11 protein-coding genes are annotated in these 13898 nt (G+C 54.3%); 10 read left to right on the forward strand and 1 reads right to left on the reverse strand.

From position 1 onward, the window contains the following. The first annotated feature begins 3 nt into the window (after positions 1-3). From tsaE to trxA, 6 genes are read left to right on the forward strand one after another with little or no spacing between them, the layout of a single operon-like run. Positions 4-474 carry a tRNA (adenosine(37)-N6)-threonylcarbamoyltransferase complex ATPase subunit type 1 TsaE gene (gene tsaE, locus ACFE33_RS01310; RefSeq protein WP_380055864.1) on the forward strand — a complete coding sequence of 157 codons (471 nt, stop codon included), beginning with the start codon at positions 4-6 and terminating at the stop codon, positions 472-474. Further along, the gene (locus ACFE33_RS01315) at positions 467-1456 is read left to right on the forward strand and encodes an aminoglycoside phosphotransferase family protein (protein ID WP_380055867.1); all 990 of its coding nucleotides are present in this window, start codon (positions 467-469) and stop codon (positions 1454-1456) included. Before tsaE ends, ACFE33_RS01315 begins: the two co-directional genes overlap by 8 nt. Then, the gene (locus ACFE33_RS01320; protein ID WP_380055869.1) at positions 1449-2123 is read left to right on the forward strand and encodes a nucleotidyltransferase family protein; all 675 of its coding nucleotides are present in this window, start codon (positions 1449-1451) and stop codon (positions 2121-2123) included. The genes ACFE33_RS01315 and ACFE33_RS01320 overlap by 8 nt, the downstream gene beginning before the upstream one ends. After that, entirely contained in the window at positions 2116-5046 is a 2931-nt protein-coding gene (gene addB / locus ACFE33_RS01325) for a double-strand break repair protein AddB (RefSeq protein ID WP_380055872.1), read from the forward strand. Before ACFE33_RS01320 ends, addB begins: the two co-directional genes overlap by 8 nt. Further along, the gene (gene addA / locus ACFE33_RS01330; RefSeq protein WP_380055874.1) at positions 5043-8423 is read left to right on the forward strand and encodes a double-strand break repair helicase AddA; all 3381 of its coding nucleotides are present in this window, start codon (positions 5043-5045) and stop codon (positions 8421-8423) included. The genes addB and addA overlap by 4 nt, the downstream gene beginning before the upstream one ends. 60 nt (positions 8424-8483) lie before the next feature. After that, positions 8484-8804 carry a thioredoxin gene (trxA, locus tag ACFE33_RS01335; RefSeq protein WP_380055877.1) on the forward strand — a complete coding sequence of 107 codons (321 nt, stop codon included), beginning with the start codon at positions 8484-8486 and terminating at the stop codon, positions 8802-8804. 31 nt (positions 8805-8835) lie between these two features. Here the strand turns inward: trxA and ACFE33_RS01340 are convergent, their stop codons facing one another. After that, positions 8836-9738, reverse strand: a complete 903-nt coding sequence (locus tag ACFE33_RS01340; RefSeq protein ID WP_380055880.1) for a hypothetical protein — start codon at positions 9736-9738, stop codon at positions 8836-8838. A gap of 105 nt (positions 9739-9843) precedes the next feature. On the opposite strand from ACFE33_RS01340, the gene hslV reads away from it, so the two are divergent. From hslV to ACFE33_RS01360, 4 genes are read left to right on the forward strand one after another with little or no spacing between them, the layout of a single operon-like run. Next, positions 9844-10404 carry an ATP-dependent protease subunit HslV gene (gene hslV / locus ACFE33_RS01345; RefSeq protein WP_380055883.1) on the forward strand — a complete coding sequence of 187 codons (561 nt, stop codon included), beginning with the start codon at positions 9844-9846 and terminating at the stop codon, positions 10402-10404. Next, positions 10405-11475, forward strand: coding sequence for a hypothetical protein (locus ACFE33_RS01350; protein WP_380055886.1), 1071 nt, complete (start codon positions 10405-10407; stop codon positions 11473-11475). Further along, positions 11472-12779, forward strand: coding sequence for an ATP-dependent protease ATPase subunit HslU (gene hslU / locus ACFE33_RS01355; RefSeq protein WP_380055889.1), 1308 nt, complete (start codon positions 11472-11474; stop codon positions 12777-12779). The genes ACFE33_RS01350 and hslU overlap by 4 nt, the downstream gene beginning before the upstream one ends. A gap of 19 nt (positions 12780-12798) precedes the next feature. Next, positions 12799-13875, forward strand: coding sequence for an alpha/beta hydrolase (locus ACFE33_RS01360; RefSeq protein ID WP_380055892.1), 1077 nt, complete (start codon positions 12799-12801; stop codon positions 13873-13875). Positions 13876-13898: the final 23 nt, after the last annotated feature.

Consider the following 13898-nt stretch of genomic DNA (forward strand, 5'->3'; position numbering starts at 1 on the left):
GGTATGTCTTCGTTCCGCCATCAAATTTCTCTTTCCTCTCCAGAGGATACTGCTCGACTAGCCAAATCGTTCGCGGGCGCTCTTGCGGCGGGCGACACGGTTTTGCTTGAGGGGCCGATTGGGGCTGGGAAAAGTTTCTTTTGCCGTGCTCTCATCCAAGAACTTCTGGACGCACCAGAGGACATTCCCTCCCCGACATTTACAATCGTCCAAACATACGACGGGCGGGATTTTCCAATCTGGCACTGCGACCTGTATCGGCTTACCCATCCGGACGAAGCGTGGGAGTTGGGGCTGGATGAAGCTTTTGAGAACTCTCTATGTTTGATTGAGTGGCCCGATCGACTTGGCCAAGAAACGCCAGAGAATGCGCTTTGGCTGAATTTCGCTTCTGACGGGGGTGACGCACGCAAACTTACGCTTTCTTCAAATTCAGACCACTGGGAGAAACTGAGGGAGGGTCTTGATGCCTGATCGCTATGATATCCTTCTTGCGAATCCGAGTGGCGTCACTGTAACGCCGCTTGCGGGTGATGCTTCAGGTCGGCGGTATGCACGCTGGCAACATCCTGCATATGGCTCAATGATCCACATGGATGCCAGAGACGACCGCAAGGATGGCGTTGCTGATTTCATCAAGATTGACGAACATCTCATAAGTCTTGGTCTTTCAGCGCCAGTAATTCTGGCGCGCTCGCCGCTTGAGTTGTTGCTCGAGGATCTAGGCGATGATCTGTTTTCGAGAGTTATCGCTCGCGATGCGTCAGTGGAGAAAACTCTGTATCTAGGCGCAACGGACTTATTGATCGCGGCACAAGAGGCCCCGCCCCCACAAGACTTGCCTGAGTTAGATCCCGCAACAATGGTCGCGGCGATCGCGCCCGCTTTTGATATCTATCTGAAGACCACGACTGATCATGACGTGCTGCAGGTAATGCAAGACGCATCGCGTATTCTTGAGGCCGCATTGCAACGGACATATCCGAAATCTCCGCGCATATTGCTTCGGGATTATCATGCAGATAACTTGCTTTGGCTGCCAAAACGTGACGGCGTGGCGCGCGTCGGCGTGCTGGATTTTCAGGACGCGCACTTGGGTCATCCTGCGTATGATCTTGCATCACTCCTTGAGGATGCCCGACGCGATGTAAGCGAAGAGACCCGCGAGGCTACAATTCAACATTTCCTAGACAAAACAAATATGGAGTCCGACGAGTTCCACGAAGGGTTCTGTGTACAAGCGGCACAGCGTAATTTGCGCATTCTTGGCGTCTTGGCCAACCTTTCGCTTAACAAGGGTAAGCGTCACTATCTCGCGTTTTTACCACGAGTTTGGGACCACCTTCAGCGTGATTTGGCGCATCCCAGCCTTCGGGAATTACGCCAGATATTGAACGAGTCCCTCCCTGCCCCAACCCTGCCGGTATTGCGCCGCCTTGAGGGTCCGGATGCCTGAATCGATAATGATCTTCACTGCGGGCAAAGGCACTCGGATGGCACCGCTGACCGACACTATGCCCAAGCCAATGATCCCCGTTAACGGCAAACCCCTCGCCGATTACGCATATGCCCTTGCGCAGCAGGAAAAGCTCCGCACGGTGATGAATATTCACTATCTGCCCGATCAACTTGTCGCGCATTTTCAGGATACCAACGTCATTTTCTCTGATGAGCGTGATGAGTTGCTTGAAACGGGTGGTGGGCTTCGCAAGGCGCTTCCGTTGCTGGGCGACGATGCGGTTTTCACGTTGAATTCTGATGTTGTCTGGTCAGGGCCAAATCCGCTTTCAGTTCTGCGCGCGGAGTGGGATCCAGACAAGATGGATGCGCTTTTGTTGCTCCTTCCAGTAGAGCAAGCGTTGGGGCGCAGTGGTCAAGGCGATTTCTCTTGCCTTGAAACGGGTCAAATAACGCGTGGCGGGCCGTTGCTTTATACGGGTGCGCAGATCATAAAAACGCATCGCCTTTCCGAAATTCCAGAAACGGCATTTTCGCTCAACTTGTATTGGAACCTGCTTATGAAATCCGGTCGTGTTTTTGGGCACCGCTATTCTGGTAAATGGTGCGATGTCGGTCAGCCCGAGAGCCTGCCGATCGCAGAGGCGCTCGTTGCTGATGTTTGAACAAACCCAAACTCCAAGAATTTTCGGCGTCGCGCCTGGCTGTGATTTTCCCGCTGAGCTGGTTAACGGACTGCTCCACCGCTATCGCGACCAACCGCCAGAAGAACTGGCGCGAGTGCATTTGGTGGTGAACACCCAACGTATGAAGCGCCGCGTTACCGCACTTTTTGCACAGCACGGCGCGCTTCTTCTGCCAAAGATCAGCTTGTTGACCAACTTGGCGATGGGCGTTGCGGCGGAGATTCCGCCCGCAGTCTCGCCCCTTCGACGGCGGCTTGAGTTAACGCAGCTCATCGCGCAGCTACTTGATCAACAGCCCGACCTCGCGGCGCGCGGCGCGCTCTATGATCTTGCCGATAGTTTGGCAACCCTAATGGATGAGATGCAGGGAGAAGGCGTTGATCCTGAACGTATTTCCAGCCTCGACGTTACCGATCAATCGGGGCACTGGGCACGCTCGCTTGAGTTTATCCGTATCGTAAAGCGCTACTTTGGCGACACCAAGGAAGAGCTGGATCAAGAAGCGCGTCAGCGTATGATCATCGACGCTCTTATTGCATCTTGGGAAGAGCATCCGCCAAAGGACCCAATTATTTTGGCAGGGTCTACGGGCTCTCGCGGAGCAACGCACAAGCTAATGGTTGCAGTTGCAAATTTGCCCAAGGGTGCGGTTATTCTTCCGGGGTTTGACTTTGATATGCCTGCGGAGATTTGGGGCGGAATGGATGATGCCCTCACCGCCGAGGATCACCCACAATATCGCTTTCATAAGTTGCTCAATTCGATGGACCAGAGCAAGGACGACGTGCGCCGTTGGTCTGGTAACGAGCCACCCTGCCCTGAGCGCAATGCCCTTGTTTCGCTGGCGCTGCGCCCTGCTCCTGTGACGGATCAATGGATGTCTGAGGGTCGGCATTTGCCTGATCTGACGGCTGCATGTGAAAACGTCTCTCTAATAGAAGCTCCGTCTGCCCGCGCCGAGGCTGGCGCCATTGCCCTTCGCCTCAGAGAAGCTGTGGAGTTAGGTCAGACTGCGGCTCTGATCACTCCTGACAGAACGCTCACCCGACAGGTAACGGCGGCGCTGTCACAGTGGAAAATCGAACCAGATGACAGCGCGGGATCGCCGCTTGCGCTCTCTGCCCCCGGTCGGTTCCTGCGGCATATTTCGAGCCTAATGGGGCGCAAAATCACCTCAGAGGTTCTCCTGACACTCTTGAAACACCCGCTCGCCAACACGGGTAGCGATCAGCGTGGTGAGCATTTGCGTCTGACGCGGGAGTTGGAGCTAAAGCTGCGCCGTTATGGCCCCCCTCACCCTAATGCAGGAGATTTGCGCGTTTGGGCCTCGTCGGACAAGGTGAAGGGCGCGAATGAGTGGGTTGAGTGGCTTATTGATGCGCTCTTTGGGCTTGCTGATGTCGGGCCCGCGCCGCTTGAAGATCAACTCATAACCCACCTTGAAGCTGCCGAAAAGTTTGCCGCAGGCCCAGCGCCATGCAAGCCAAGCGAGCTTTGGCAGAAAAAGGCCGGCGAGGAAGCGTTGAAGGCGGTGCAATCCCTACATGCCGAGGCCGCATATGGCGGAGTATTCGCGCCGCAGGACTATATGGATCTGTTTAACGCGGTTTTGGCCAAAGAGGTCGTGCGTGATCCAATTCAGCCACATCCGAACATCATGATGTGGGGGACGCTTGAGGCCCGCGTTCAGGGCGCCGATCTGGTAATTCTATCGGGGTTGAACGAGGGTGTCTGGCCCGAAGCGCCCAAGCCCGATCCGTGGCTAAACCGTAAAATGCGGCATGATGCGGGTCTATTGCTGCCGGAACGGCGCATTGGATTGTCGGCTCACGATTTTCAACAGGCCGTTTGCGCGCCAGAAGTCTGGATAACGCGCGCCATCCGCAATGCGGAATCCGAAACGGTTCCGTCGCGCTGGGTGAACCGCTTGGTCAACTTGCTTGAGGGTCTTCCAGAAACGGGTGGCAAAACGGCCCTATCGCAAATGCGGGCACGTGGTGAGGTTTACATTGATATGTTTGCCGCGCTCGAAACCCCTGCTGCGCCGATTGAGGGTGAAAAACGCCCCTCTCCTAAACCTCCGGCGCTTGCGCGGCCTCGGCAGCTTTCGGTAACGCGGATCAAGACGCTTATCCGCGATCCTTACGCGATTTATGCGCAGTATATCTTGGGCCTTCGTCCGCTTGATCCACTCAAACAAGAAGCAAATGCCCCCCTTCGCGGTACAATTTTACACAGCATCTTTGAAGAAGTCGTGCGGGATATTCCTATCACGGAACTCACCAAAGAAACACTTATGCAAGTCGCTGACAAGACGCTCGAAGAGCACGTCCCTTGGCCCGCCGCACAACGCATTTGGCGCGCAAAACTAGCCCGCGTCGCAGATTGGTTCGTTGCATCAGAGCGCAGCAGACAAGAGAACGCGACGCCGACATTTTTTGAGAAAAGAGGCAAAATCAAGTTAGATAGGCTCGATTTCAAACTCTCGGGCATCATTGATCGCATTGACATCGCCAATGACGGGCGCGCCATTATCTACGATTACAAAACGACGCCACCCACGCCCAAGGTCGAGAAACTCTTTGATAAGCAACTCCTGCTGGAATCCGCGATGCTCGAACTGGGTGCCATTACGGGAGTTGAGGGCGTGTCGGTGGGGCGTGCAGCATATATCGGTATCGGGGCGAATCCAGGTACACGGGATGCCGACCTTAAGGAGACGACCACGATTGATATTTGGGCCGAACTTCACGAACTAATTAGCAAGTACCTCAGTGCGGAACAGGGCTTTACCTCTCGTCGTGCCATCAGCGTCGAGGCGCACTATGGCGACTATGACCACCTTGCGCGATTTGGTGAATGGGACGACAGCCAGGACCCGAATTATGAGGAAGTGAAATGATGAAACGCGACCTCGCCACCGAACGCCAAGTCCAAGCTGCAAGCCCCAAAGATTCGACTTGGCTATCGGCCAATGCTGGGTCGGGAAAAACGCGTGTTCTGACCGATCGTGTGGCACGTTTATTGCTGGATAAAGTTCTTCCGCAACATATCCTTTGCCTCACATATACCAAGGCTGCCGCAAGCGAAATGCAGAACAGATTGTTCGCGCGTCTTGGCAGTTGGGCCATGTTAGAGACTGATGAATTGAAATCAGACCTCGCCAAACTCGGGTTCGAGGGCCCAATCGGTGAAGAAGAACTCAAAGAAGCCCGCCGCTTGTTTGCCCGCGCTATTGAGGCGCCTGGTGGTCTGAAAATTCAAACGATCCACTCGTTCTGCGCCTCGTTGCTGCGCCGCTTCCCGCTAGAGGCTGGTGTTTCCCCGCAGTTTGTCGAAATGGACGACAGAGCGGCAAATTTGCTGCGCGAGGAGGTTGTGGACGAAATGGTTCTAGGCGCGCATCGCCGCGAAGTTGACGGGCTTGCGCAACATTTTTCGGATCAGGATTTTGGCGATCTGACGCAAGAAGTTGCGAAACACGCCGTTGAACTATCTGCCACACCAAACGCCGAGAAAATATGGAGCGACTTCGGGCTTGCGGCAGGATACTCAAGCGCGGACATCGAGGCGCAAGCCTTTCTGCCAGACGATGGCGCGCTCATTGCGGCGCTGCTTCCTCTGCTTGCGGCGAGCGGTGCAACCGATCAGCGCGCGCATGACGCATTGGTCGCCCTCGATCTAAACGCTTTATCCGCTGCTGATCTTCCTGTTCTTGAAAAGACCTTCCTGTTCCAAAGTGGAGCGTCTGCCAATAAGGCAAAAATCGGTAAGTTCCCGACCAAGGCAGTTCAGAAAGCATTCGACGAGAATATGGATCGTCTGAACAATCTGATGACACGAATTGAGGACATCCGAGAACGACGATTTAGTCTCAATGCCGCCCAAAAAACGCTGGCTCTACACGAATTTTCTCATGCGTTCCTGCCAATATATCAGGAAAAGAAGCTCTGGCGCGGATGGCTGGATTTTGACGATCTTATCCTAAAGGCACGTGACTTGCTCACCGACCCTCGGGTCGCGGAATGGGTGCTTTATCGGCTGGATGGCGGTATCGATCATATTCTTGTGGACGAGGCTCAAGACACCAGCCCCGCACAGTGGAGCGTTATCGAGAACCTAGCGCAGGAATTCACCAGCGGCGTGGGCGCACGAGCCGACGAAACGCGCACGATATTTGTCGTGGGCGATAAGAAACAGTCGATTTATTCCTTCCAAGGGGCCGACCCCGCCGAATTTGACCGTATGCAGAAACACTTTGCAGAGCGGCTCACTCAGATTGATCTTGGGCTTAAATGCCTTGAGCTTGAGCACTCGTTCCGCTCCTCTGGGTCGGTCCTGTCGGTGGTGGACAACACCTTCGACGCGATTGACGGTCATGGCGTCGGTGGGCCGATGACCCACATCGCATTCAAGGACCAAATGCCTGGGCGCGTCGATCTTTGGCGCGTAGAAGAGCCGCTCAAGGACGACGACGATCGTCATTGGTCCGATCCGGTTGACCGTGTTTCCCAGAGCCACCACAACGTCAAACTTGCGGATTCTGTCGCCAAAGAAATACAGCGAATGATCGACGAGAAAGTCACTATTCCAGCCGAAATCGGCCACACGGGAACCTATGAGCAGCGGCCTGTTACAGAGGGTGACTTCCTCATTCTTGTTCAGGGGCGCACAGGGATGTTCCCTGAAATTATCCGCGCTTGTAAGTCCGAGAAACTAGCGATTGCGGGTGCAGACAGGTTTAGGATCGGAGCCAGCCTTGCGGTAAAGGACCTCACTGCGCTGCTCTCGTTTTTGGCCACACCTGAAGATGATCTGTCGCTTGCGGCGGTACTGCGCTCGCCCTTATTTGGTTGGAGCGAACAAGATCTGTACACGCTCGCCCATGGGCGTTCTGAAAAGTACCTCTGGCGCGCTCTTCAAAATCGCAAATCAGAGTTCCCCAAAACCGAGAGAATTCTGACCGACCTGCGGGACTCGGCGGACTTCTTGCGGCCATATGAATTGATCGAACGCTGCCTAACGCTGCACAAGGGGCGCATTCACCTTGTCGCGCGTCTTGGTGCTGAGGCCGAAGACGGGATTGATGCGCTCCTCAACCAAGCACTCGCGTTTGAGCAGATGGAAATACCAAGTTTGACGGGCTTTTTGACGTGGCTTCAATCAGAAGAAGTGGAAATCAAGCGCCAGATGGACAGCGCGAGCAACCAAATCCGCGTGATGACGGTGCACGGCGCGAAGGGGCTTGAGGCTCCGATAGTGATTTTGCCAGACACCACGGCCAAGACGAATACGGTCAAATCCGACCTGATTACGCTTGAGACAGGCTCGGTTGCTTGGAAAACATCCTCAAGCGAGTTGCCGGCACCATTGGTCGAAGCGATTGACCAGAAGAAGGCCCTCCAAGAACAAGAGAAGATGCGTCTGCTCTATGTGGCGATGACACGTGCCGAGAAGTGGCTCATCGTTTGTGGCGCGGGAAAGCTAAGCAGCGATGGGATGTCTTGGCACCAACTGATCGAGAATGGAATGACCAAGGCTGGCGCAACTTCGCATGAATTCCCGAACGGGAGCGGACTTCGCCATCAGACGGTTTCTTGGGATGATCTACCGCATCTAAGCGCCAGCGCCTCGCCGCAGGAAAAGACTCTAACGCTGCCTGATTGGGCCAACAACCCTGCCCCAAACCCGACAAAGTCGGTAAAGCCGCTATCACCATCGAACCTCGGCGGTGCCAAGGCGATTGCGGGTATTGATGGCTTGAGTGAAGAAGAAGCAATGGCGCGCGGAACGGCCATTCATATCCTTCTTGAGCATCTGCCCGACTATCCACAGAACGAGTGGGAATTGCGCGCCGCACAGTTAATCGGCGAGGGTTACGGCGAGCTTTTGCCCGAAGCAACAGCCGTCCTGACCAAACCAGAGTTGTCGTTCCTGTTTTCACCTCAGGCACTTGCAGAAGTCGAGGTTTTCGCACCGCTGCTTGAACTTGCGAGCGCAGAGGGTATTCCAAACCTGTCGGGTGTGATTGACCGTTTGATTGTTGATGGAAACACAGTTCATATCGTCGATTTCAAGTCCAACGCCACGGTTCCCGACGCTTCAGAGAACGTACCCGAAGGTGTGCTTCGCCAGATGGGGGCGTATTGTGCCGCCCTCGCCCAGATTTACCCAAATCATGTGCTGGCGCCCGCAATCCTCTGGACCAAAACCGCAGAGCTTATGCCGCTTGGTCACGCCGATGTGAAAGAAGCGCTCGGACGCGTGATCGCGCCTTGACGATGGGGCGCGGCCTACCTAGGTTTGTCATCTGACAGAATTCCCCCAAGGAGAGAACAGATGGCTACAGTTGCCGTTACCGACCAAACATTCGACGCCGAAGTTCGCCAGTCCACAGTCCCAGTTGTTGTGGATTTCTGGGCGGAGTGGTGTGGCCCATGTAAGCAAATCGGCCCAGCACTTGAGGAACTATCCGCTGAATATGGCGACAAAGTTAAGATCGTCAAAGTGAACGTCGATGAAAACCCACAGTCGCCCGGTCAGCTTGGCGTTCGCGGCATTCCTGCGCTGTTCCTTTTCAAAGATGGCGAAGTTTATTCCAACAAAGTTGGCGCAGCACCAAAAGCAGCGCTTCAAAGCTGGATTAACGAAGCACTTTAATCAATGACAGGGCGCCCAATGAGGCGCCCTTTTAAATTTCCCAACCGCTTTTGCGCATCGCGGCAAGTATGCGTGTCTCTGCGTTTGGATTGCCCGCGTTGATCGACGTTTTTCGAAGAAACCAGAGCATATATTTATCAAATGGTTTGTCAGGATCCTGCGCGTGCTCGAACGCATCCTGCAATCCCATATCTGCGACATTTCCAGCGATGTGATGAAAATCAATCTTGGCAAAAAGCACCGCTGGCTTGTGAAAGAAATACCCGCCCAGCGCGGCGGATGAATTCTGGGTCACAGTATAATCACAAGCGGCCACCAAAACGTCAGATGGCGCGTCACTCAATGCAAAACGATCATGCTTTTTCTCTATTGATTTTAGAGCTTTAATTTCTTTCTCAGAATAGGTTTCATTCGGATGAAGGCGCGCGAGAATGGGGCGTTTTTTATCTGTGGAAAGAGTCTGCTCGATCATTTCGATGGGGGAGCAAGTTTGAAACGAGCGTCGCTCCAACAGTCGCCCCTGAAGCGGCATATAGATGTACCCGCCGCGCGATGCGTTCAGAGATGCAAAGTGGCGTTTGCGCATACTGTTTGCGAAACGCTCGGCCTGATCTGCGTCTTGTTTACGGGGTGGAAACGGCATCTTAGCCACGCGAAATTTCCACCGCTCAGCCGTCGTTTCGATACGCCAAAACGGATAATAATACGCCCGCCGGAAGCAAAGAGCGCGTGAATGGAGCGGCTCTTTCATATGAAAGAGTGAATACCCCGCAAGGCCCGCGGATTTGGTGCGGTTTTCGATCGAATTGAGGTGATACTGAACGTCATAACCGACGCGGGACATCGCCGATTCAGTGCGGTTCATGAAATTATGGGTGCCTTTCTCGGCGCTCGCCTTAAAGTCCTCCTCAAGGAAGATATGCAATATTTTCAAAGGGTCCATCGCCTGAAATCTAGTGCGATGCGGAAACTTTTCCAAGCAAAGAACTTGTGGCAGCGCGGATAGGAAGCCATATACCTAAAAACAATGAGGGGAATTATGTCAGACGATCAGTTTCCAGGATGGCACGGCACCACGATCATTGGTGTCAAAAAGGGCGGCAAAGTCGTCGTCGCGGGTGATGGGCAAGTAAGCCTTGGCCAAACGGTGATTAAGGGCTCCGCACGCAAGGTTCGTCGGCTCTCGCCGGGTGGCTATGATGTGGTTGCGGGATTTGCCGGCTCTACTGCGGATGCGTTCACACTTCTTGAGCGACTTGAAGCCAAGCTCGAAGCAACTCCGGGGCAACTCGCCCGCGCGAGCGTTGAGCTTGCGAAGGATTGGCGCACCGACAAATACCTTCAGAAGTTAGAGGCCATGCTGATTGTAACTGACGGCACCGATATTTTCGTCATTACGGGCGCGGGTGATGTGCTTGAGCCTGAACATGACATCGCCGCAATCGGTTCTGGCGGTAACTTTGCTCTCGCGGCAGCGCGTGGCCTGATCGAAAGCGATCATGACGCCGAAGCAGTCGCCCGCAAAGCGATGGCAATTGCCGCGGATATTTGTGTTTATACAAACGGTAACCTCACGGTTGAAACGATTGATGGTGCTTAAATGAGCGGGTTTTCAACCGATGATGTGCGTGCTGCGGTTGCGGCAGGTGTCATCAATGAATCTCAGGCGTCGCGCCTTGTGACAATGGCGCAATCCCGACAGGGTGTGCGTACGTATCTTTCGGGCGAGGATGAGCCGTTCGAGTTCTTTAGAGGTTTCGCCGAGATTTTCGTAACTGTTGGTCTGGGGCTGCTCTTTGCCGGTATATTCGCGATTACTGCGCTTCTTGGTGGTGGCGCTGTTGTTCCGATTGTCGGGATGCTGCTGTGTGCGGGCTTTGCCGTTTACTTCACCAAAAAACGCCGCATGAGCCTTCCGAGCATTGCCTTGGCGACAGGTTTCGGCCTGTTTATGGCGATCTCAACGGGTATGATTATCGGCACGGGTGAAATCCCCGAAGCGGGTCACGGGCTTATCATCGGGCTGGTGGGGATGGCGGGAATGGCGCTTTATTTCAACTACTTCAAGCTACCGTTTTCGATGTTCATTCTTGGGCTATTCGGTATCGTTACGATCCTATCTCTGGCCGGAATCGTCTCAAACGACAGGCGCATTTTCTTTGACTTTCCCGAGTCCCTTTTTGATTTGGGGCATGGTTCTGTGATGGCCTATGGCTCTTTGATCTTCGGTGTTCTGGCGTTTGCGGGCGGCATTTGGTTTGACCTAAAGGATCCGCATCGCATCAGTCGCTATTCGTCGTCGGCGTTTTGGCTTCATATGCTGGCCGCGCCCGCGCTTGTGAATGTTGTTGCGCTTTCGCTGTTTAACATTGGCGGTATCGTTGGGTACACGCTCACGTCTGCTGCACTGTTGTGCGTAACGATTGTCGCGCTTGTGATCGATCGTCGCTCGTTCCTAACGGCGGGAATTGGCTATATCGCCGTTCTAATCTTTATGGCGCTTGAGAACTCAACCGACGAGCATATATCAACCGTAGTAACGCTACTTGTGCTAGGTGGCGTGGTTACATTTCTGGGAACTTGGTGGGTGCAGATCCGCGATATCGTGATGCAGGCCCTCCCGAACTTCCCACTCAAGAAACGCTTACCCCCATATTCGGAGTCAGTATGACCGACCTTACGCCCCGCGAAATCGTATCCGAGCTTGATCGTTTTATCATCGGTCAGAACGACGCAAAACGTGCTGTTGCTGTTGCCCTGCGTAACCGGTGGCGGCGCAAGCAGCTTTCTGACGATTTGCGCGACGAAGTTTATCCCAAGAATATCTTGATGATCGGGCCGACCGGCGTAGGCAAAACCGAAATCTCTCGGCGCTTGGCCAAACTTGCGCGCGCGCCTTTCATCAAGGTTGAGGCCACAAAGTTTACCGAAGTTGGCTATGTGGGCCGCGATGTCGAGCAAATCGTCCGTGATCTGGTGGATAGCGCAATCGCCCAAACGCGGGAATATATGCGCGAGGAAGTTCGCGCAGGTGCCCGTACCGCCGCAGAAGAGCGCGTTATCGAGGCTATCGCTGGCTCGGACGCACGGGCCCAAACGCGGGAAATGTTCCGCAAGAAGCTCATCTCGGGCGAATTGGACGATACCGTGATCGAGCTTGATGTCGCCGACACTTCCAACCCAATGCAGGGATTTGAACTCCCCGGACAGCCAGGTGGAAGCGCGACGGTCATGAACCTTGGTGATCTCTTTGGCAAGGCAATGGGCGGACGCACAGTTCGCAAGAAAATGACTGTGGCGCAGAGCTTCGACATTCTTTTGGGCGAGGAGGCCGACAAGCTTCTGGATGACGAGATCGTCGTCAAGAAAGCGCTCGAGAGTGTCGAGGAAAACGGCATCGTATTCCTTGACGAGATCGACAAGGTCTGTGCCCGCTCGGATGCGCGCGGCGGTGATGTGTCGCGCGAAGGTGTTCAGCGCGACTTGCTTCCCCTGATTGAGGGCACGGTCGTTTCCACCAAGCATGGACCCGTCAAAACCGACCACATCCTTTTCATCGCATCAGGAGCGTTCCACATCGCCAAGCCGAGCGATTTGCTTCCAGAGCTTCAAGGTCGTTTGCCTATTCGGGTCGAACTTCGCGCACTCACGGAACAGGATTTTATCCGCATTCTGACGGAAACGGAAAACGCACTTACGCTCCAATATACCGCGTTGATGGCGACCGAAAAAGTGACTGTGGAGTTTGCGCCCGACGGTATCGCCGAGCTTGCGAAAATCGCGGCGAACGTTAATCACACGGTCGAGAATATCGGAGCGCGTCGGCTCTATACGGTTCTGGAGCGCGTGTTCGAGGACCTATCGTTCACGGCGCCTGATCGCGCCGATGATGTCGTGACCGTGGATGCTAAATTTGTTGAAAAACATCTCGGAGAGCTTGCACAATCGACTGATCTCAGTCGTTATGTATTGTAAATTACTCTGAGTTTATTGAATGCGTATTGTCCTTTTCCTCTGCTTGGCACTTCTGGCAAGCTGCACATCGCCGAATGCTGTTCGTTTTTCGAACAACGCAGAGGTGGGCAATATCGTTCCGATTTTCGTTGGAACCACGCGCGTTCCGGGTGAGGCGGGGGATTTCAGCAGCAAGCTCGCGAGCGAAACAAATTATCTGCGGTATGATGTTTCGATCCCGCCCAGCCACACACCCGGGAATATTGAGTGGGCCAAAAGAGCGCGGCCGAATCCGGAAACCGAATTCGCCGCAACTGCCAAGTATACCTATCAAAACGATGCCTCGTTTCGCGGCGCAATCCAGAACGCGATGCGCCAAAGGGGCAGCAAACGCGTGTACGTCTATGTGCATGGCTATCTGAACACGTTCGGCGATGGCCTCTATCGTGCGGCGCAAATATCGAATGATTTCTCATTGGATTCAGTAGTCGCGCATTTCGCTTGGCCAAGTGCCGCGAGTCCCTTTGGTTATGCACAAGATCGGGATGCCGCTTTGACCGCGCGTGACAGTTTTGAGGAGTATCTCAGGACGATTAAGGCCGCAGGCGCAGAGGAAATCGTAATCGTCGCGCATTCCCTTGGTTCGGCGCTGACGATGGAAGTTATGCGGACACTTGCGAAGAATGATCCAAGCGAAGTGCCGCGCCTTATTAAAGGTGTCCTCCTGATTGCGCCGGATATCGACGTGGATCTCTTTGTTTCTCAGGCAGAACCGATCACACAGATGCCTGATTTCTTTATGATTTTCACCTCGGCGCGGGACCGCGCGATGCAGCTTTCTTCGGCCGTTGCCGGAGGTAAGCCGCGTTTGGGCAATATTCAGGACCTGACGCCAATTCAGCATCTCGATGTGCTTGTGTGGGACATAAGTGAGCTTAATGGCATCCAAAAGAGCAACCACCTCGCCGCATTCGAAAATCCAGAGACGCTTGAGTTTTTTGAACTGATCCGCGCCAACAGCTCAATCCTATCCGTGAGCGGCACAGAAGCAGCAATCCCGAACACCGCCGTTCTGCTGCTCAATCGTTCGCAGGCCGCATTAACACCCCAGAATTAGGGGCTAGGCATTCCAAGGGCATT

This window comes from Falsihalocynthiibacter sp. SS001 (assembly GCF_042445055.1).
GTDB lineage: Bacteria > Pseudomonadota > Alphaproteobacteria > Rhodobacterales > Rhodobacteraceae > Falsihalocynthiibacter.

Excerpts from the sequence above, each read along its gene's own strand:
- tsaE (WP_380055864.1), top strand. The coding sequence starts at position 4 with ATGTCTTCGTTCCGCCATCAAATTTCTCTTTCCTCTCCAGAGGATACT.
- ACFE33_RS01315 (WP_380055867.1), top strand. The coding sequence starts at position 467 with ATGCCTGATCGCTATGATATCCTTCTTGCGAATCCGAGTGGCGTCACT.
- ACFE33_RS01320 (WP_380055869.1), top strand. The coding sequence starts at position 1,449 with ATGCCTGAATCGATAATGATCTTCACTGCGGGCAAAGGCACTCGGATG.
- addB (WP_380055872.1), top strand. The coding sequence starts at position 2,116 with ATGTTTGAACAAACCCAAACTCCAAGAATTTTCGGCGTCGCGCCTGGC.
- addA (WP_380055874.1), top strand. The coding sequence starts at position 5,043 with ATGATGAAACGCGACCTCGCCACCGAACGCCAAGTCCAAGCTGCAAGC.
- trxA (WP_380055877.1), top strand. The coding sequence starts at position 8,484 with ATGGCTACAGTTGCCGTTACCGACCAAACATTCGACGCCGAAGTTCGC.
- hslV (WP_380055883.1), top strand. The coding sequence starts at position 9,844 with ATGTCAGACGATCAGTTTCCAGGATGGCACGGCACCACGATCATTGGT.
- ACFE33_RS01350 (WP_380055886.1), top strand. The coding sequence starts at position 10,405 with ATGAGCGGGTTTTCAACCGATGATGTGCGTGCTGCGGTTGCGGCAGGT.
- hslU (WP_380055889.1), top strand. The coding sequence starts at position 11,472 with ATGACCGACCTTACGCCCCGCGAAATCGTATCCGAGCTTGATCGTTTT.
- ACFE33_RS01360 (WP_380055892.1), top strand. The coding sequence starts at position 12,799 with ATGCGTATTGTCCTTTTCCTCTGCTTGGCACTTCTGGCAAGCTGCACA.